19 protein-coding genes are annotated in these 19,345 nt (G+C 48.6%); 6 read left to right on the top strand and 13 right to left on the bottom strand.

All coding sequences use genetic code 11. The annotated features are described in order from the left end of the window. Nucleotides 1-102: 102 nt before the first annotated feature. The 3 genes from ACYVIY_RS12090 to ACYVIY_RS12080 all read right to left on the bottom strand — a co-directional run bounded on the left by ACYVIY_RS12090 (nucleotide 103) and on the right by ACYVIY_RS12080 (nucleotide 2,706). Nucleotides 103-477, bottom strand: coding sequence for a hypothetical protein (locus tag ACYVIY_RS12090; RefSeq protein ID WP_460976611.1), 375 nt, complete (start codon nucleotides 475-477; stop codon nucleotides 103-105). A 401-nt stretch (nucleotides 478-878) separates the two neighbouring features. After that, on the bottom strand, nucleotides 879-1,334 hold the full coding sequence (locus ACYVIY_RS12085) for a hypothetical protein (protein WP_460976610.1): 456 nt from the start codon (nucleotides 1,332-1,334) through the stop codon (nucleotides 879-881). Between the two features lie 136 nt (nucleotides 1,335-1,470). Beyond that, nucleotides 1,471-2,706 carry a multidrug effflux MFS transporter gene (locus ACYVIY_RS12080; protein ID WP_460976609.1) on the bottom strand — a complete coding sequence of 412 codons (1,236 nt, stop codon included), beginning with the start codon at nucleotides 2,704-2,706 and terminating at the stop codon, nucleotides 1,471-1,473. A 239-nt stretch (nucleotides 2,707-2,945) separates the two neighbouring features. On the opposite strand from ACYVIY_RS12080, the gene ACYVIY_RS12075 reads away from it, so the two are divergent. Then, a complete protein-coding gene (locus ACYVIY_RS12075) occupies nucleotides 2,946-3,737 on the top strand; it encodes a 3-keto-disaccharide hydrolase (RefSeq protein ID WP_460976608.1) in 792 nt (263 codons plus the stop codon). Nucleotides 3,738-3,798: 61 nt separating this feature from the next. Here ACYVIY_RS12075 and ACYVIY_RS12070 read toward each other — a convergent pair whose 3' ends face one another. Further along, entirely contained in the window at nucleotides 3,799-4,014 is a 216-nt protein-coding gene (locus ACYVIY_RS12070; RefSeq protein WP_460976607.1) for a DUF4926 domain-containing protein, read from the bottom strand. A 10-nt stretch (nucleotides 4,015-4,024) separates the two neighbouring features. Then, nucleotides 4,025-4,363, bottom strand: a complete 339-nt coding sequence (locus ACYVIY_RS12065) for a DUF6883 domain-containing protein (protein WP_460976606.1) — start codon at nucleotides 4,361-4,363, stop codon at nucleotides 4,025-4,027. Between the two features lie 126 nt (nucleotides 4,364-4,489). On the opposite strand from ACYVIY_RS12065, the gene ACYVIY_RS12060 reads away from it, so the two are divergent. The 3 genes from ACYVIY_RS12060 to ACYVIY_RS12050 all read left to right on the top strand — a co-directional run bounded on the left by ACYVIY_RS12060 (nucleotide 4,490) and on the right by ACYVIY_RS12050 (nucleotide 6,124). After that, nucleotides 4,490-5,227: a glycoside hydrolase family 5 protein gene (locus tag ACYVIY_RS12060; protein WP_460976605.1), complete on the top strand. Its 738-nt coding sequence runs from the start codon at nucleotides 4,490-4,492 to the stop codon at nucleotides 5,225-5,227. 87 nt (nucleotides 5,228-5,314) lie between these two features. Continuing rightward, on the top strand, nucleotides 5,315-5,503 hold the full coding sequence (locus ACYVIY_RS12055) for a hypothetical protein (protein WP_460976604.1): 189 nt from the start codon (nucleotides 5,315-5,317) through the stop codon (nucleotides 5,501-5,503). Between the two features lie 150 nt (nucleotides 5,504-5,653). Beyond that, nucleotides 5,654-6,124, top strand: a complete 471-nt coding sequence (locus ACYVIY_RS12050) for a VOC family protein (protein ID WP_460976603.1) — start codon at nucleotides 5,654-5,656, stop codon at nucleotides 6,122-6,124. 129 nt (nucleotides 6,125-6,253) lie between these two features. On the opposite strand, the gene ACYVIY_RS12045 is transcribed toward ACYVIY_RS12050, so the two are convergent. From ACYVIY_RS12045 to ACYVIY_RS12020, 6 genes are all read right to left on the bottom strand, one after another. Continuing rightward, complete coding sequence (locus ACYVIY_RS12045) at nucleotides 6,254-6,466, bottom strand: helix-turn-helix domain-containing protein (protein WP_460976659.1); 213 nt, start codon at nucleotides 6,464-6,466, stop codon at nucleotides 6,254-6,256. 360 nt (nucleotides 6,467-6,826) lie between these two features. Next, nucleotides 6,827-9,277 carry a TonB-dependent receptor domain-containing protein gene (locus tag ACYVIY_RS12040; RefSeq protein ID WP_460976602.1) on the bottom strand — a complete coding sequence of 817 codons (2,451 nt, stop codon included), beginning with the start codon at nucleotides 9,275-9,277 and terminating at the stop codon, nucleotides 6,827-6,829. Between the two features lie 194 nt (nucleotides 9,278-9,471). Beyond that, nucleotides 9,472-9,924, bottom strand: coding sequence for an OsmC family protein (locus ACYVIY_RS12035; RefSeq protein WP_460976601.1), 453 nt, complete (start codon nucleotides 9,922-9,924; stop codon nucleotides 9,472-9,474). Nucleotides 9,925-10,564: 640 nt separating this feature from the next. Continuing rightward, the gene (locus ACYVIY_RS12030) at nucleotides 10,565-10,843 is read right to left on the bottom strand and encodes a hypothetical protein (RefSeq protein ID WP_460976600.1); all 279 of its coding nucleotides are present in this window, start codon (nucleotides 10,841-10,843) and stop codon (nucleotides 10,565-10,567) included. A gap of 323 nt (nucleotides 10,844-11,166) precedes the next feature. Continuing rightward, entirely contained in the window at nucleotides 11,167-12,474 is a 1,308-nt protein-coding gene (locus tag ACYVIY_RS12025; protein WP_460976599.1) for an NAD(P)/FAD-dependent oxidoreductase, read from the bottom strand. 11 nt (nucleotides 12,475-12,485) lie between these two features. After that, nucleotides 12,486-13,574: a polysaccharide biosynthesis protein gene (locus ACYVIY_RS12020; RefSeq protein ID WP_460976598.1), complete on the bottom strand. Its 1,089-nt coding sequence runs from the start codon at nucleotides 13,572-13,574 to the stop codon at nucleotides 12,486-12,488. Between the two features lie 406 nt (nucleotides 13,575-13,980). Between ACYVIY_RS12020 and ACYVIY_RS12015 the strand changes: the two genes are divergently transcribed. Together ACYVIY_RS12015 and add are read left to right on the top strand one after the other, a co-directional pair. Further along, entirely contained in the window at nucleotides 13,981-15,369 is a 1,389-nt protein-coding gene (locus ACYVIY_RS12015) for a vanadium-dependent haloperoxidase (RefSeq protein WP_460976597.1), read from the top strand. 148 nt (nucleotides 15,370-15,517) lie between these two features. Next, nucleotides 15,518-16,570 carry an adenosine deaminase gene (gene add / locus ACYVIY_RS12010; protein WP_460976596.1) on the top strand — a complete coding sequence of 351 codons (1,053 nt, stop codon included), beginning with the start codon at nucleotides 15,518-15,520 and terminating at the stop codon, nucleotides 16,568-16,570. A 289-nt stretch (nucleotides 16,571-16,859) separates the two neighbouring features. On the opposite strand, the gene ACYVIY_RS12005 is transcribed toward add, so the two are convergent. After that, nucleotides 16,860-17,543, bottom strand: a complete 684-nt coding sequence (locus ACYVIY_RS12005; RefSeq protein WP_460976595.1) for a helix-turn-helix transcriptional regulator — start codon at nucleotides 17,541-17,543, stop codon at nucleotides 16,860-16,862. Between the two features lie 456 nt (nucleotides 17,544-17,999). Next, nucleotides 18,000-19,133 carry an FAD-dependent monooxygenase gene (locus tag ACYVIY_RS12000; protein ID WP_460976594.1) on the bottom strand — a complete coding sequence of 378 codons (1,134 nt, stop codon included), beginning with the start codon at nucleotides 19,131-19,133 and terminating at the stop codon, nucleotides 18,000-18,002. Nucleotides 19,134-19,345: the final 212 nt, after the last annotated feature.

The raw sequence follows: 19,345 nt of genomic DNA, 5'->3' as shown, positions 1-19,345 counted from the left end.
TATGAGCGTACTTACATAACCTTATAAAACAGGCAGCCCGGACGTACGGTACGTCCGGGCTGCGCAATTCAGGTGTGGTATTCAGAAGCTGTCTGACAAAGGTTATTCAGCCTGCATGGTGATCAGGCGCTGTGGCTGCTGTGAGGTCATCAGCTTCACCTGCTTGCGGATGCTGCCTTGAGCTGAGCGGATTTCGATTTCGTACTGACCGTCGGCGAGTTCGTCAACGTTGAACAGAATTGCGGGTTTGCTTTCGTATCTCGGAATATATTTTTCGTACAGAACATGGTTCTTTTCATCCCGTAAAACCACGGTAAGCGGCTCGGTGGTTGGCTTCACAACCGATAACCGGATTTGGTTTTTAGCGGTAACAAATGCGCTGGCGTCGAACGACAAACCCTTTGGATTGGTAGGGTTGCTCAGGGCGGCTGCTGATACTAAAATAGCGCCGATCAGATTACTCATTACTGTGAACATGATGGTAGTGTTTTTAAGGTTGTATTTGTTGTGTTTGATAGATGCAGTCAATCAACTGCTCAATGTCAGTGAGCCAAACGTTGTGCCAGTTTAATTGTACTTTGACAATCAGGTAGTTAGCTTTTTGGTCTTGTGCCAAACTTGTACGAAACCGGACAGGCGTTGTTCACTTGTGGACAAAATTAGCGGACACTCGACTGTAGCGAAAAGTAGATAAGTACGAGTCGCCAGAAATAGGAGATGAAGCGTAGGAAAGCAGCGCTGACTTGAAAAGTAGCTTGCTTGCCCAGCGGAACGCGCTAGTAATCAAGTATTTATATTTGAAAGCTTTGTCTATAAATAATGCAAAAGCCGCCCAGACGAATCTAGGCGGCTTTTGTGAGATACTTGGATAACGAGCACTACTTGTTTGCAATGAAAGCGATCTCCTGCGATGCGCTGGTGGCCGGATCGGTTGCTGAATAATTGAAGATGATCAGGCTGCCTTCTACATCCGCAATACGTACGCCCTCAGAGTAAAGGCCATATTCTCCACCTTCCTGTTTAATGGCCAGATCGTCGAGCGAGAACGTAACGTCCTCGTTGCCCTGGGTCTTTAAGAGAAATGCCAGGTTGAGTGCTGCATCACCCGATTTACTGAGTTTAACCGTACCGGACGCCACCGTTTGGCCGTTATTGACCATCGGTAGCGTGGGTAAGTCGACCTTGATGTCTCCGCTGGTGTAGCGAAACGAACTGAGTTTGTACGTGCCTGTAAATTTATCGGCAAGGGCAGTTGACTGGGGTTGAACGTCGGTGTCTTTCTTACAAGCCGCAACTGACACTACAACGAAGAGGAGTACGAACAGTTTTTTCATGGCAATCGTGTATTTGTTTTTACGATTGCAAACATAGCCCAACCCGTTTGGCAGGCTAAGGACAACCCGGCTCAGTTGTCGATTTTACGGGTTCAGTCGTTCATAGAAGTCGCCGGGTCGGTGACGCGAGTCAATGCTAAAGCACCACTTCGGCCGAAGGCTCTTCGGTTTCCAATCGCTTGCTCCGATACTGGATGGCTCGTTCGCCAATCAGCAGCACCAACAGGCCGCTGATTACGCAGGCCGTCATAACACCGACCATCGGAAGGGCTGTATTGTTGTGGAGCAAGCTGACTGCACCCGACACTAAAGCTCCGAACGCCATCCGAAAGCTACCCATCAGGGCCGCGGCACTGCCCGCGTGCCGTACGAATGGAGCCAGCGAAAGCGCCGACGCATTCGGGTTGCTCAGTCCCTGACCGCATAGAAACAGAAACAGCATTCCAATTAACCCATACAAGCCATACCAGCCTGCCCACACACCAACAATCAGCAGTATGCCCACCGCCGACTGATACAGCAAAACCGCGTGGACGATCTGCTCGCTGGTATACCGCTTCAGCAGAAAGTGGTTCAACTGAGTCGGGCCAATGATACCCACTGCCAGAAAGGCGAAAATCCAGCCATACTGCTGCTCACTAACCCGGTAAATCGTCATGAACACATCGGGCGAGCCGGATATGTACGCGAACGGAGCCGAGGTCGCCAGCCCACCCGCTAAGGCATACGTCAGAAACTGCGGCTGTTTGAGCACCATCAGGAAATTGCCTAACACGGCCTGCGGTTTGAGTGACAGCGACGGATCGGCTCGTCGACCATCGGGCAAGAGGTAATAAATGGCTACCAGGATGATGGCCGTAATCGCGGCCAGAATGATGAATATGGAATGCCAGCCAAAGGCGACCGTAGCGTAACCACCCACCGTTGGTGCAATCATCGGCGAAACCGCAACAACCAGCGTGAGCAGCGAAAAAACCTGGGCCGTTTTGTCGACGGGAAACAGATCACGAACTAGGGCCTGAGCAGCAACTAAACCAACGCATCCGCCCAGGGCCTGAAGCAACCGCATCAAAATCAGGGTTTCGATAGAGGCCGTTGACGCACACCCAATTGACGCGACCAGATAAACCACCAGACCAGCATAGAGCGGCAGCTTCCGGCCGTAGCGGTCGAGTAGGGGACCGTATAGAAGCTGGCCCGCCGAAATACCAGCCAGATAAGCCGTTAACGATAACTGAACCTGGGCGATGGACGTATTGAGACTTTGCGCAATGGCCGGAAAGCCCGGCAAATACATGTCGATGGAAAACGGACTGATGGTAGAGAGTGTCCCTAAAATCAGGATGATGACAAAATGCTGCCGACGCGTCATGAACTACAAAAGAGGTACGTACTCGTATAGACGCTCAACCAAAAGCGATTGTTCCTGACTAGCCCGAATGATTCACTTACTGAGTATACGGCTAATGGGCGGTTGCCTGACTAACTCCCAGCATGCTTATTTCAGCGAATAGAGCGGTAGATGTTCGCCATGAAGTGCTTACTTTTAATGTCGCGACCAAGTTTTGGTCTGTCTATACGCAGGCACCTAACTAACCCCCATATACGCTCATGAAGCCATTTACCCGTACAGCTATTTATACACTTGCCACGTCGACACTGCTGGCTGTTAGCCTAGCAATGATGCCCGAAGTGAAAGAGCCAGTCGGCATTGGCGTGAAACCGCCGAAAAGCGCTGAGGTTCTGTTCGACGGCTCCCGCAAGATGCTTGACGAGAAATGGACGTACTGGCAAGGTCCTCGGCTGGCCGCTACGTTGCCCATCAAGTGGGAAGTCCAGAAAGACCCGGCGGGTGATGGTATGGTTTTAAATACCAATGACCCGGCAGCCGCCGGTGGAAAATACGGAGCCGCCGACATTGTAACCAAAAAGCCCTACCGCGATTTTCGGTTGCACGTTGAATTTTACATCAGCAAAGCGGGCGGCAATAGTGGGGTTTATCTGCAAAATCGCTACGAGATCCAGGTCGTCGATGGCGACACAACTTCGCACGGCATGGGGGCTGTTATCAACGAATCACCATCGCCGTATTACGCCTACAACGGCATTGGCAAATGGAATGCTTACGACATCCAGTTCCGGGCGGCTCGTTTTCAGGATGGCAAACGTACTGAACCCGCTATGGTATCGATGTATTTCAATGGCAAGAAAGTGCATACCAACCAACGTATCAGTCAGGTATGGGGTGGTCCAAACTCCGGCATCGATGGCGGTAATGACGGCGGCAAAGGCGTTACCGATACGCCCGGCGGCCTAAAGCTACAAGCCGAAGGGCACGATGTCTTGTACCGCAACATCTGGATCAAAGAGATGGACTTTAAAAAGGCCGATACGGATTTTTAGGTAAAATCAAGAATGCTTGAGCAACCCGCTTATGGTGTATGTTCACAAGAGCACAGGCAAGTTACTCTACTATATCAGCGTGCAGATAGACTTTCATGATATCGTTTACTGAGACAGTGGGCGTTGCATAGGGTATACCATTGCGGCCGGAAAACTCTACTAAATACTGATCCCGGGGGCCTACATCAACAATAACACCAATTTCACCCCGGCGAAGATTGAATTCTGGTAGCGGCTTTATAAGTGCGATTGTGTCGTGCAGTTTTAGAATGTCCATGTCAGCAGTATCAGTAATTAATTATGTAACAACTTGTCAGCCGGGGAAAGTTTTCATTATCATGGATAATCCAACTCGTGCGTACAGTAGCCGTTTTGCTATTATATGTCATAACGAAATCAACAGCGTATAATTTGCCGTAGCTGTTACGACCTCCGTATTCCGCAGGATTTAACAAAACGGCATTTAAAACAGCTGTTTTAAGAGCTTCCCAGTTCGCTAACGTTATACCTAAGGCTACATAAAATACTTTGGCTTTATGCTTACCATATGGGTGATTTGGATTTAAGCAGTAACCTGTAAATTTAGAATCATCGGCATAAGCACGTTCAGCAAACGGTAGGAGCATATTGCAAAATAGTTGATTTGCTTGAATCGTTCGTATTCAACTGTCGAAAGAAAGGCTCACACTGATTGAGAAAGTATAACTTTGAAGTTGCTGACAACTTAACTATCGCCCTTGCATATACACTTAATGAAACCCTCGTCACTTTCTTTATTCCTCTTACTCTCCTTATTCACTAGTCAATCTCCGGCGCAGACAGTCGCTAAGCTCAGTCAAATACGCGTTGAGGGAAATAAGTTAGTTACGGCCGATGGCAAGACGCTTGTTTTTCGCGGACTGAACGCCAGCGATCCTGATAAGCTGGAAAAGAGCGGCCATTGGGACAAGTCATACTTCGAGGAGATGAAACGCTGGGGCGCAACCCTCGTCCGGTTTCCGGTACATCCTGCCGCGTGGCGTAACCGCGGGAAAGCCCAATACCTTCAACTGCTGGATAAAGGCGTGAACTGGGCTAGCGAACTGGGTTTATACGTCATCATTGACTGGCACAGCATTGGGAATCTGAAAAATGAGATGTATCAGAACCCCATGTACGAAACCACACAGAAAGAGACGTTTGAGTTCTGGCGCACGGTAGCCGATCATTACAAAGACAATACGACCGTTGCCTTCTTCGAGCTATTCAACGAACCAACGGTGATGGGTGGCAAACTGGGCACCTGTAGCTGGGATGAGTGGAAAAAACTCATGGAAGAAACCATCACCATCATCCGGGCAAACGGAGCCAAAGCTATCCCGCTGGTAGCTGGTTTCAACTGGGCGTATGACCTGAAAGACGTAGCGAAGAACCCGATTAATGCCGAAGGGATCGCCTACGTGAGCCATCCGTACCCCATGAAACGCGAAAAACCTTGGGAAGACAAATAGACGGCCGACTGGGGATACGTAGCGAAAAAGTATCCAGTCGTATTAACGGAAATAGGTTTCTGCGGTCCGGATGACAGAGGGGCTCACGTGCCGGTAATTAGTGATGAGTCGTACGGCGATGCCATCACGAAATACTGCGACACCAACGGCATTTCGTACGTAGTATGGGTATTCGACCCGCAGTGGGCACCCATGCTGTTTACGGATTGGAACTACACGCCGACCCGTCAGGGAAAGTATTTCAAGAAGGTAATGCAGAAAAGTAACGGTCGTTAGTTCAAAATCATCAGGTCATCGACAGTCAACAACCGGTTTATGCTGGCTAGATAATACTTGTCGCAATACACCCATTTATTGGCGTGTATAGCCTCCTATGCATACTGTTGTAGCTGGTATCTTTGTTTAGTCATCAGATCAGTAAACAACATGCAAAAGATCACAACATGCCTGGCGTTCAACGATCGGGCCGAGGAGGCTGTCAATTTTTATACCTCCATTTTTTCAAACTCAAAAATCACACGGGTTACGCATTACGGAGCTGGAGCACCGATGCCACAAGGAAGCGTTATGGCCATTACGTTTCAACTTGAGGGGCAGGAAATCATGGCGATGAATGGTGGGTCGTATTTCACTTTTTCCGAAGGAATATCACTCTTTGTTGACTGTAAAAGTCAGCAGGAAATAGATACGTACTGGGAGAGGCTGTCTGAGGGTGGACAAAAAGGGCCCTGCGGTTGGCTTAAAGACAAATTTGGTGTATCGTGGCAAGTGGCACCGTCTGCGATGGACAATATGCTACAGGACGAAGATCCAGAGAAAGCGCAGCGCGTAATGGCGGCTATGTTGAAAATGACTAAAATTGACATCAAGCAACTAGAAGAGGCATACGCAGCTTAATAGCAAATGGACACAGGCGGCTGGCTAAGGATTTTCAATCTTAGCCAGCCGCCTTTATGTCATATCCATGGTCTGTGTCCTCACGGACCCTTATACAAGCTGACCATAAAATGATAGCACGACGGGTAGCTACCGGCTGGGAGAGTAACCGAACCGTTTCTTGAACTCAGCCGAAAAGCTGCTGACGTTGCTATAGCCAATGTAATCGGCGGTTTCTGAAACGTTCATGACTTTCTCGGCCAGAAGCTGCCGGGCTTTCTGCATGCGCAGCTGATGAATGTGGCCGAAAACGGTGGTATTGAACAGTTCTTTGTACCCTTTCTTCAATTTGAACTCGTTCAGGCAAAACTAATGGGTGGTTTGATGACATGGTCAACCAGGCGGATTTGAAAGTCGGCCTTGCAGCGGGTGAATTCAATTATTTCTTCAGACAGGCGCGCTTCCAGGACAATGTAGGTTTGCGAATGCTTGGTACGTATTGCGTCCAGCACCTCCTGTAACTTCCTGGTAATTTTTGTCCCTAGTCGATAATTGTGCTAGTCAATTTTTACTAAGCGCCCCGCAATCTCCACAAGCAAATTCGTTTCTATGTGGTAGTGCTCAAGGCTCAGTTGATTAGCGCGTAAATGCCGGTACGTCGGAGCCGCCCCGTTAGAAGTAGACCACTCACCAGGCGAATTTTACTATCAACAGCTTGCTGACTTAATGAACCCGGCTCGTTTCCTCCTCAATGCCTAGTCTCCGGTTTAGAGGTGAAGAGCTGTTAGAACGACCAAATTGATAGGTAAAGGCCGCGGTAAAAACCGTATTATCCCCGCGAAATGTTGAGGAGACATCGATGGTCTCGTAGCGGGTTAGCTTACGCGTTCGGTCGGTTTTAAATACGTCCGATACCAGGATGCGAAAGGTGGCTTTCCTGGCCCAAACGGTTTTCGTTGCCCCCACCGACATCATCCCGATGGGGGCCTGCACCCCAATCCCGGAAGCCATGGCCGAGCGGTACGAACCCGTCAACTCGACGCTAAATTGTTTTGGCAGGCTAAGCGTCTGGGTGGTGCTGGCCGACCAGGTAGTCAGCCGGTTGGTTAGCTGACTGCTTAGGTAGTCGCTCTGGTATCGGTTATAGCGCAGACTCGCCCGCCCACTGATGGTCCACCAGCGGGCGGGCGACACATTGATAGTAGCCGACAAGCCGTAGCTGTTCAGCGCCTGAAGGTTAGCGGTGGTACTCAGGGTGATGCGCCGAGCGGCATCCTGTTGAAGCACCTCACTCATCACGTCTGTGGTTCGACTGTAGCTTAAAGTTGTCATCAGGACATTGTCCTTCCAACGGTGGGTCACGTCAATGGCCTGCGTGAATTGGGGTTGTAGGCCTGGATTGCCCACATGAAAGGTGTATGGATCCAGAATAAAGGCGAAGGGATTGAGAGATGCGTAAGAAGGCCGGTCGATACGGCGGCTGTATTGCAATCCCAGGGCGTGCTGATCTGACAGGGTGTAGCTGAGAAGAGCACTGGGAAACAGCCGCAGGTAATGCCGCCTGAAGCTACTGGCCGAGCTGAGCTGACGACCAAGCGAACCGGTTTGTTCGGCCCGCATACCGACTTGCAGGCGTAGCTTTCCGAAGACCCGGTTGAGCTGACCATACCCAGACAGAATTGACTCCTCGTAGATGAAGTAGTTACTCCGCTCAGTATCGAGTACATCGACCTGTTCCCGGGATATAAAAAATTGGGCATTATTATGGGTCGTTACCGAGCTGACTTTAAGGCCAGCTTCCACGGTTACCCACTTACCTGCCGGGTGGACATAATCCACATTGGCCGTCCAGATTCGGATCAGCGATGGGGATTCGACCCGCAGTGGAGGGGCCTGATGGGTTGGTCGTTGCTGAGCATCGGAGTATTGGGTAGTAAATAACTGGGTGTTAGTCTGGTCATAGTACGCATAGTTTACATTGGCGGTTAGTTCCCTTCCCGCCGTATCGATTGAAAGCTTGCCATGCAGATTTGCTGTCATTGTCCGTCCACCCATGACGGTGTGGTCCGTCGTTACCAGGCCTGAATCCAGTCGGCCCATTCCGTCCAGAATCCGGGTCGCATTGCGTCCTATGTTCAATTCACGGCTGTCTACTCCATCCAGCGACGCCCCAATAGTTAGTCGACGATTGGGCGAATAGGCAAGGCGCCCTTTGGCCGTGTGCGTGTGGGATGGAGCCTGATACAAGGCGTATTGTTCAAACACAGACAGTAGTCCACTTTTTTGCTGACCAAACCGACGCCTTTGGATAAATTCATAGTAATTTTTATTGTAGCCGTAATCATAGCTCAGGGCTACTTCCCAATTCCCCTGCCGAAGACTGAGACTTCCTCCGCTGTTGTGCTTGGCGTATCGACCCTGCCCATAACTGAGGTTGAGTACGCCGTTGAGGCCGGTACGCTGCTCTTTTTTAAGTCGGATGTCAATCACTCCTGCGCTGCCAGCTGCATCGTATTTGGCCGACGGATTAGCCAGCAGCTCAAGGCGAGCCAACTGGCTTGAAGGCATCGTCTTGAGCAATTGATACAGTTGAGCCGCTGACAAATAACTGGTTTGACCATCAATCAGAACCAGCACAGGACTTTTCCCATTAAAGCTAAGGGTACCATTCTCATCGACCGACACCCCAGGTGCCCGTTTCAGTACCTCGATAGCCGTTGTGCCAGACCCGGCAGGGCTGTTCTCCACATGAACAATCGTGCGGTCAAGGGTTTGTTCGATGAAGGGCTTCTGACCCCGAACTTGAACCTCAGCCAAGGCTTGTACGGCTTCCTTAATCTGCACATTCAGTTCAACAGGGGTTGACACAATCCGAACGGTCATATAGCTTACTGGCTCCATACCTACCTGAGTAACGATAAGTTGATACGTACCGGGCGAGTCAATTACCAGTTTGTAAGCTCCTGTATCGTCTGCCAGTGTGCTTTGCGTAAGGTTTTTGCTGGGTAAGGCAACCAGCGTAACTGTTGCAAAAGGAACAGGTTGACCGTTGGGCGTTTTAACGACTCCAAAGAGACTAAGCGAATTCGTCTGAGCCACTGTTGATAAAGGACGTAGCAGTAGAAGGATAAGGCCGACGAACCGGCAAACACGGGGAAAATAAAGGGTATGCACTGGGGAAGTTGCTGCAATTAGGGCGAAATCAATTGTTTACTAATGGAAAGCACTTAGCTCCTTTAAACAAGACCAAACCGATACTCTCAAAAATACTCACCCCCGATCAACTGCTTGATAACCTACGTTTAGAAGCTAATCAGGCAAAGTAATCAGGAGGTGAGTTTACTGAGAGTAGACTGTTCAGGGTGCCTTTAAGCCGTCGCTACTAGCTTAGTCTCTAATGTGATGGGTACTGTTGAAAGGGCATTGGACATTGGGCATATCTGTTTGGCTTCGGTAGCCAACTGAGCGAACTGCTGAGCTGAAATGTTATTGACCTGGCCTTCTAGCGAAAGGGTAATCCCCGAAATCTTGAACCCAGCCCCTTCTTCAGCTAGCTCGACAGTAGCCGTCGTTTGTAAAGCCGTTGGCGCAAACCCCGCCCCGGTTAACAGGAAGCTCAGCTGCATAGCGTAACAACCCGCGTGTGCAGCCGCTAACAATTCTTCGGGATTGGTCCCGGCTTTGCCGTCTTCGTTTTGGAAACGGGCTTTGAATGAATAAGGTGTCTGATTCAGCGCGGTACTAGTTGAGGATAGTGTGCCACTGCCTTCTAATCCGGTGCCTTGCCAAACGGCTTGGGCTATACGTTTGATTGCTGCCATAATTGATTAATGAATTACTTGAATGTTTACGCAGCAAATGTCGTAGGGGTTGAGTTTGATGACTAAGGGGAGTCAATAACGGGTGCTCTTAAGTGAATAACAGACGTAAAAGAGGGGCTAATCAACCCTCAATCTGGCGTTAAGGGTCGCTGGCAAGGCCAGGTGACACGTTAAAGCTAGGTCGCACTACCGTACGATTCGGTAGTGCGACCTAGCTTTAATTTGATTCAAATTGCCGTTGCGTCAGCGAATTTATTTGCTATCGTTGCTCAGAACAGCCCTGCTTAATTGACCTTTTAGAGCAGGGTCAGTCATAGGGTTGTTGACCAAAGGGGTAGTGCTTCACTCTTGTAGAGACTCCAGTGATAGCAGCAAAGCGGACGTTTCGTAACTGATTGAGCGGAGCTTATTCTGCTCTTCCTTATTGTCCGACTCGTATATCGTTTTAATTAAGTAGTTAGCAAACAAATCCAAGCGATCAATCAAATTGGGTATTTCTTCTTTTGTGAAACCGGCCATGAGTGTTGAGAGTCAAGTTATCGTAACAGCGAATTTTTGAGTTTACAAGTTTACGTATTCAGTCACTCGGATAAACCGTATAAGTGCCGGACGGCCCTCTAGGTTTGATTTCATTCAGCCATCATTCATGAATGAGTAGAACGTAAAATATGACAAGCAGTACGGTGAGCAGCGGCAGGCAGCCTACCCCCCCAATCACCCGATCCACGGTAGAAAGCACAGTCCACTGCCGGTAAAGCAATATTGTCAGCGCTGCTGACCAAGCGGCCCCAATCAGGAAGAGTAAACTACCTCCAATGCCCGCCCCACCTTCAAACTTAGAAGCGAATTGGGCTACTAAAAGTCCACCAATACTGAACAGAAGAGCTAGAGACGACAAACCATACAAGGCGAAAAGCATACCAAGTAGAAAATAGATTAAAATTATAAATTCGTGTAACGAGCAGGAAACTATGACTCGATCAGGGTGTACACTTATTTGATCGGTAAGAGATAGTAATTAGCTACTACTTAATGATTTTAAGGGTATAACGGTCAACTTACGCGCCTGACTCAATCTAGTGAATGCACCTTGTCTACAGCGTAGGTTATGAACCAGAGCTGACAGTTATTAGCAACGGCTAATTGCTTCCAGCCCGCTTGAAGGTTACCTTGAAATATCATCATGACACCAACGTAAAGGCACATAATTGTGTACCATTTCCTACCTCCTGACAAGTATATTTAGACTTGAATGCTGACTGACGTTGTCTGCCGATTAATCCGTTCTAATCCTTTTCGCTTTCTCCGAACCAGCAAGAACATCCAGTCGCCCACGGCCCGAATCATTGTTCTGCGGGACGGCATAAAATAGTTGAAAAAGAACCAGCGCATCAGCCAAGCAATCCCGCCGGTGAACTGAAGGCCATACAATTCGGTAATTCCTTTACCTAGCCCCAAGCTAGCGGATTGTCCCAGACCATTGTAGGTAAACGGCTTTAATGATTTCCCTTTTATAGCCCGGGCGATATTCTTACCGACGTACTCACCATGTTTAATGGCCCACAGCGCATTAGCGGGACAGGCTTCTCCAGTTTTGTGGTGTTTAACATGGCAGGCATCTCCGCCCCCCCAAATGTTCGGATAGTCGACAACCTGCTGGTATGGGTTTGTGAGGAGCCGTTGCAGCTCGTCCCGCTCCATGGACTGGGTTCCTTTCAACGTTCCCCGGCGCTGTCCGATCGTCGAAATGGTTAGGCTGCTGCTTATGAATGAATCGTTATCCAGAAAAACACCCGTGTCAGTCACCTTGGTGATGCGACAATTATTGAACACCTCAATCCCATATACATCCAACTGCTGCTCGGCATAGCGAATGAGCCGTTTGTAAGAAGGTTGCATCGCCGATAAAACACTACGGCCACTGTTGATGAGTTGGATCGTGGGTTGAACGGTTTGCAGGGAAGGATACTGTTTCTTGACCACCTGTAGGTACTCGGCTAAATTAGTCGCCAGTTCGACCCCCGTGAACCCGCCCCCCGCCACCGTGAAACGTAACAACTGGCTTGCCATAGGCGCATCCTCGTTTGCGGCCATTTGTACCAGTTGCTGAATCTTGTTTCTGGTGCGGTGAAACGCATCAGGTGATTTTACCTGATATCCATACTCCTGGATACCGTCAATGGCGTCATTATCATAGGCGCCGGTACCAATCAGCAAATGATCGTAGCGGACCATTTGCTGATTACCGTCCTGAAGATGGACATGAATCGTATGGCTGTCTGTTTCTATAGCTTCGGCCGTACCTCTCACAAAATGAGCCAGTGGCATCACTTCCGAAAGGGAACTGGTCTGGTGCTTGTCTTGCAGAACACCCGTCAATGTTTCGGCCGTCCAGCCATGAAACACGTGGTGCGTGTTAGGGCAAATAACCGTGATCTTTACCTGGTCCTGCATTAATTCTGACCGGAGCTGTTTAGCCAACGACCGATACGCCCAGACCGATACGTATCCCCCGCCCAGCATGACTATGTGTATTGGTGTGTGAGTCATTATCAAGAGGGTTAAGCGGTTGGCTCCAGCACGAGGGACTGCGCAGTCGATAAAACAGGTGCTTTTCTGGTTATTAGTTTACCAAAACTGTGATCAGGCGCTAAACCAAAGCCTAAGTGAGCGAAATCTTTAGCCGCGCTACTGATGTACTCAGCTTGCTCCAGCGTTGGGTTTCCAATGCTAAAGTGCCCTTCGTGACCAGCTTTAGCCAAGAGCATTGTTTCGGCCAGGCAAGCGTACGACAAACCAGCGGGCAGGCCAATGTTGCTAGTCAGCTTCAGGTGAGGCATTGACACCAGTCCACCATCAATAATTGTTACGTCGGGCCGTTGGGTGAGTATATCCGGGTGGGTGTTGCGGGGTTGCGTATCATCGAGCACAACCGCCCCAGCTTTTAAATGCTCGGCGTGCAGAATAGAGTCGGCCGCACTCGTTAGCAATACAACAATATCGGCCTGTTTTACGTCCGTAATCTGCTGCGAGACAATAGGTCTCACTCGTGCATTGAGGGCACCCATCTCGCTAGCCAACTGAGAAAGTTTACGTTCATTACGGGCCATCAGCATATAATCAGCTTCAGGCTGATAGGTTGCCAACAGTTTACTCACTAAACTACCCACACTGCCTGTAGCGCCTACTAATGCGACTACTGGGAAAGGATTGGGAGATTGCCGAATAAGCTGAGCCACTTTCTGCCACGTAATAACAGCCGTGTAAGCATTACCATTCGTAATGGATAGATAAGGATTGTTCGTCACCAGCTTGCCGCCTAGTGTAATCGGGGATGTTAGTGCTCCCAGACCTAAGACGTCGGCCCCAGCATTGGCGGCTAACTTAAGCGCTCTCTCGACATACGGCATCATTGCTTTCTGCTGTTCCAGGAGTTGATGACCGCTATAGGGCAGCATAATTACGTAACCTTCAGGTTCTGTGGCACCCGGGGTAAGCGTCACTTTACTCCAGATGAATGGAGGCAGCGGGCGATTCCGTAACGCATATCGGTATATCGAATCGGGAATCCAGCCCAGTGGGGCCGCCCATTTTTTTAGATCGTCTTGGTAGCTTGTGCGAACATGGACGAGAAATGCGAACTTTTTCATGAGGTTGTTTCTAAAGTTGTCATTACTATTTGTTGTGGCCGGCAGATGGGGTATTTACGGACTAGCTGTTACCCGTTTGCCTTGGACAGCAAAGGTAGACTGGGTACAAAACATCCTCCTAATGAAGAGGGTATACCAAACGTGTACGATGCCCAAAGGCTAGGTAGACAAAAAGTAAACAGCCACAAAAAAGCCTCTCCTGCTATCGGGAAGGGCTTTTTTGTGGCTGTTTACTTTTTGTCTACTTCCGTTTCAAGATTTGCTCACCTTTCGTATACGTGCTAAACTATGAAGCCATTCAGGTGCCCCTTTACCTTTGTTTCGTCGTTCTAACGGGCTCCTGGCTAGCTTTCACATAGCTCGTTTGAACGACGAAATCAACCCTCTTTTAAAACAACCAAATACAATGAAACACAATGTTTATGCTGCATTTAAACGTATGGTTTGGGTGCCCCTTAGCATAGGGCTTATGTCCTTACAGGCTTGTCATGAGAATATATCAAACGAGCCCACTCCCCAGCAGCCGCAGGTAAAAACGGCGGATCAGTACAGTTCAGAGGTAGCCGTTAAGTGGTCTGATATGAGTCTTTATCTGGTTCGAAACAGCGCCGGCTTTACGCCACCTGTTGCCGCCCGTGCATTGGGCTACGCAGGCTTAACAATGTATGAAGCGGTAGTAAATGGTATGCCCGAGCATCATTCGCTGGCCGGCAAACTACAAGGATTAAGCAGCTTACCAAAAACAGAGATCACCCAGAATTACAATTGGGCACTAAGCGCCAATGCTGCGCAGGCAGTGGTGTTGAAGTCCCTATTTGCCAATACTTCCGATGCCAACAAGGCCAAAATTGACTCCCTTGAAAAGCAACTGCACAGTCAATACAAAGAGACCGACCAGGCCATTAACGAACGATCAATTGCTTATGGACGTAATCTTGCGGCTGCTATTGTCGAGTGGTCAAAGTCGGACGGTGGGCACGAAGGGTATAAACGTAACTTCCCCACTGATTTTACGCTGCCGGTTTTTCCCGGCTCCTGGCAACCCACCGAGAACGGCCAGAAAGTTCCTCTGCAACCTTACTGGGGAAAGAACCGGATGTTTCTAGCGTCAAACTCTGCCATTGATCTGCCCGAACCATTACTGATCTCGACCGACGTTAACTCGTCCTATTACAAGCAATATGCGGAAGTTTATGCCAGGAACAAGGCACTCACCCAAGAGGAAAAAGAAATATCGGTCTGGTGGGCCGATGATCCAAGCGAAACCTTTACGCCCCCCGGCCACTCCTATAACCTCGCCAAAATCGTTGTGAATACTTCAAAGGCGAATTTAGGTAAAGCAGCCGAAACGTTCGCACGGGTAGGCATTACGGTGGCTGATGCCTTTATCCTCTGCTGGAAGTGTAAGTTTATCTTCAATAACGAGCGGCCGTACACCTTTGTCCGCCGGACAATTGACCCCAATTGGGTACCGTTCTGGCCTGCTCCGCCTTTTCCGGGCTACACATCAGGCCATGCTACGCAGTCGGCCGCAACAGCTACGGTACTGGCTGATCTATACGGCGACAACTTTGCCTTCACGGATGATACTCACGTTGGGCGTATCCGTGATACTAAACGTAATGTTGACTTTAAAGCGCGTTCGTTTAAAACCTTCTGGGAAAGCGCTGAGGAATCTGCTCTATCACGTTTCTTAGGTGGCATTCACACCCGTCAGGACAACGAGCTCGGCTTGATGGAAGGCCGTAAAGTAGGGCAGAATATCAATGCTCTTGCCTGGAAAAAAGCGCTGTAAGCTAAGGGGAATTAGTTCACACAAAAGACTGGCTCATAAGACGGAAAGTCCGATTAATGAGCCAGTCTTTTTGAGCCTATCATAGTGGAAGGTTCATTTGTTATGGCTGATTTAATAATCTTTCTTCAATAATTTACCCAACCGAGTTATGACTAAATCCACTACGTTGCAAGCCGAACCGGTTCAGGACCTGTTGTATTTGCGAAACATGCCCAAAGTAGAACTGCATGTGCATCTGGAGGGCTCCATTCCGCCTGGAACCCTATTGAAACTAGCCCGTAAATACAACCATCCGATTGGGAGTTGGACAGAAAGTAAACTCATTGATTGGTTTATGTTTCGGGACTTTCCGCATTTCGCCAACTCTTACATGACGATTTGCGAATGCATACGAACCCCAGAAGACATTGAACTCTTAACCTATGAGTTTCTGCAGGGACAGGCCCAACAGAACATAGTACATACTGAGTTCACCTTTACCGCTTGGATTTATTATAAGAACAGGCAGATTCCGTATCCCGAACAGTTCGCAGCTATTTATCAGGGACGTTTGCGGGCCGAGCGCGATTTTGGCACCAAAAGTTTAGTAATTGTAGATATACCTCGCGGATTTGCCACGGCCGAAGAGGGCTTAGTTATGACGGAACAGGTTGTGCAGGCCCGTAACTTTGGCATAGTCGCTTTAGGACTGGGGGGATATGAGGTCGGTAATCCGGTGGCCGTCTACAAAGAATCGTTCGACCTGGCTCGGTCGGTCAACTTTCCCTGTATTTTACATGCCGGCGAAACGGAAGGAGCGGCCAGCATTTGGGAAGCGCTCCTTACCGGCAACAGTATTCGAATCGGCCATGGCGTTCGGTGCCTGGAAGATCCAGCGCTGGTAACGTACCTGCGTGAGCATCGGATTCCGCTCGAAGTGTGCCCGACGAGCAATGTTTGCCTGAACGTAGTGGACCAGTATAATGTACACCCATTACCTGAATTGATTCGGCAAGGACTGATGGTGACACTAAACAGTGATGATCCGGCGCTTTTTTCAACCACACTAACCGACGGGTACATTAAAAGCCATCTGGAGTTAGGTTTGTCGATTGATACGTTAACCCAGCTGGTTCACAATGCAGTAACGGTTTCAATGATGGAGCCTGACGAAAAACAGACCTTGCATCGCCTGATAGCAGATATTGCTGTAGGTTCATGAGCAACGAGAATATGCACTATTTGCCTTATCAAAAGATCCGGTTTGCGCCCTAAATCGAAGTAAAAACTCCTCCTTATTCCTCTTCTTATTACTGAATTCGAGATACGTATCTAACGGATTAAACACGGCTCTCTAGCCAGCGTGAAAGACAGTCGCCAGTGAGGCAGCAATGCGGACAAGAGCGTCAGGAGGGAGAGTGAACAGGCGGGGTCATTAAATTTTTTGTTAACATATTGTATGTCTACGATGAGGGTTAACGCATCACTCTACTATGGGAGAGGATGATTGATCAACATGTTAACAAATAATCGGTCAGGGTTTGCTCTTCAGGAATACGTAACTTTTTACGGAGCCGATAGCGGGCTGTTTTAACACTGTCAGGCGAAATTTTAAGGATGGTTGCTGACTCTTTTAAACTCAGGTTCAGTTTCACTAAAGCGCAGAGTCGTAATTCTCCTGCTGTGAGATCCGGGCAGATTTCTTTTAGCTTAACAAAAAAGCTTTGATGCACCTGTTCGAAATAAATTCTGAAGTCCTCCCATTCTTTGTCTAGACTGAAGCTGTAATCGATCAACTTAATCAGGCGGGTATAACACACGCCATTGGGGCGAGGTGAGCCTGCCGACGTTTTTAGCATATCGGCGATCAGCTCCCGAACCTCTTCCATTATGGCATTTTTTTGCAAAAGATTAAGCGTCTGCGTGGTTAGCTCGCGACTGCGCAAGTCCAGTTCTTCGGTAAGATTACTCTTGTCAGCTTGTGCTTCAATCAATTGCTTCTCCAGTTGATTACAACGTAGTAAAAGGTCATTGTGATTCGTTTGATCGGGTTGCCTTTTCTTGGGGGGCAGCGGATGATTAAAACGCCACAAGCCTAATCCTAATGTGCCCATTATTCCGCTTACACCACACCAGGCCGGTTTTATGTATTCCGCTGGCAGGCTAATCAATTGCATCAAAGACATCGTGTTCAAATAGACAGAGAGTTTGTGAGCGAACGTAAACATGGCATGAATAAGACTTAATAATTTCACTTGCAATTCCGAACCGAAATTGGCGGCTGGGGGCTGGGTAGAGAAAAAAAAAGCTGTGAATAGTCAGTAACAGACCTGCAACTGTATTCGATGCACTACGAACCGTTCGCTAAAAGTCTTTGTAGTTACTGACGTATTAGCCTATAAACAGCGACTTAAAAGGGTTTCCTGGCTTTGTAGCCGCTGAGCCATCAGTTAGGCTGTTATGGCTTACAGGCGACCGGTCGGCTCGCTCCCAGGCCTGGTTAGGGTCTTACAGCCTAACCAGGCGCATCGACAAAGGGATATGAGCGGTTGAAGTAGTCCCCTTATAAAGAAATACGGTACAATACGGACTCACCAATCTGTTCAATTCCTCTTTGTAAACTAATCTCAGTGGCATACCCACTATCTAGCTCAAATTGAAAGCTGGGTTACATCATAATTGAAATATTTATCCAATATGCGGAAGCTAGCTTTCTGCGATTGTAGAGAAAAAAATAAATTCCTGAAGCGGGTTGCAACAGGATGTTGCCATTGACCAATCTGGCCTAATAACAAACTACTTTTGACGATATCGCTGGTCCGGGGATAATGAATGTCTTCATAGACACTAAAGGCTCGCTTTGTAAAGCCGTATTTATAGAGACACTGGGATAATAAAAAGGCGCCCTCTATGGCAACACAAGCACCCTGCCCTAAATTAGGAGTGGTGGGATGGGCGGCATCCCCTATTAACACTGCATTGCTCTTGCTCCAACCTCTGACAGGTATTCTATCGAGTAAACTATTCTTAATAATCAAAGGAGTATGGTCGACTAGTTGGGGTATAGGAGGATGCCAGCCACTAAAGATTCTTTTCAACTTGTTTCGCGTACCTTCGGGTTCATCCGTTTGGTTTAACGGCTCATTAGCCGTTGCCCACCAGCCAAACCGTCCCGCCTGAATGGGTACGATTCCCACCCGGTTACCGCTGCCCAGGGTTTCGCTCGCGTAACCCTGGTTAAAGTCGAGTTCTGCAATCCCTCTCCAAATGTTGTACCCCCTGTATAGTGGACTCCCATCACCAATAACCTTTTGACGAACCAAGGAATGGATACCGTCAGCCCCAATCAGCAAGTTACTGCTCGTTTCTTCGCCGTTGGTAAATCGAATGGATACGGTATGGTCATCAGGCTGATAAAAATCTTGTAGTTCATAGCCCGAATGGAGATTTTCAGCTGGTACCTGCTTAAGCAAAATAGCCAGTAAATCGGCGCGATGCATGCAGACGGCAGGTAAATCATACGCTGGACGGCTATGGGTTAAAATCTTGCCGGCACTGGTTTTTACGTAAGCATCTTTTACCTCGCCACATTTTTCCAGCACTTCATCTAAGATACCCAGTTGGCGAAATACGCGCAAGGCGTTTGGCCACACACTGATAGCGGCCCCTACTTCTTTGAATACAGGGGTTCTTTCGTAGACATCGCAGTCAAATCCTTTGCTTCGTAGGAATATAGCCGCAGTCAGGCCACCAATACCTCCACCGATAATACTAATTTTCTGCATAGAAAAGCCATGTTTATAAACAGTGTAACTATGCCGTAAATGTATCAGTGGGCTATTGGGCGAGCTAAGATGAGTAAATAACAGGCCTAATTAAGAGAATGGTCAACGTCGAAAAGTTTATAAATAACAATTCATCCTCGCTACGAGTCGGCCGTTACGCTCAAGGGGTTGACGTTCACTCAGCCTTTAAGCAGTACAATATCGGGGAGGGA

It is taken from the genome of Spirosoma knui, assembly GCF_054780635.1.
Note: the sequence above shows the minus strand (reverse complement) of the source record. Positions and strands in the feature narration are given on the sequence as shown.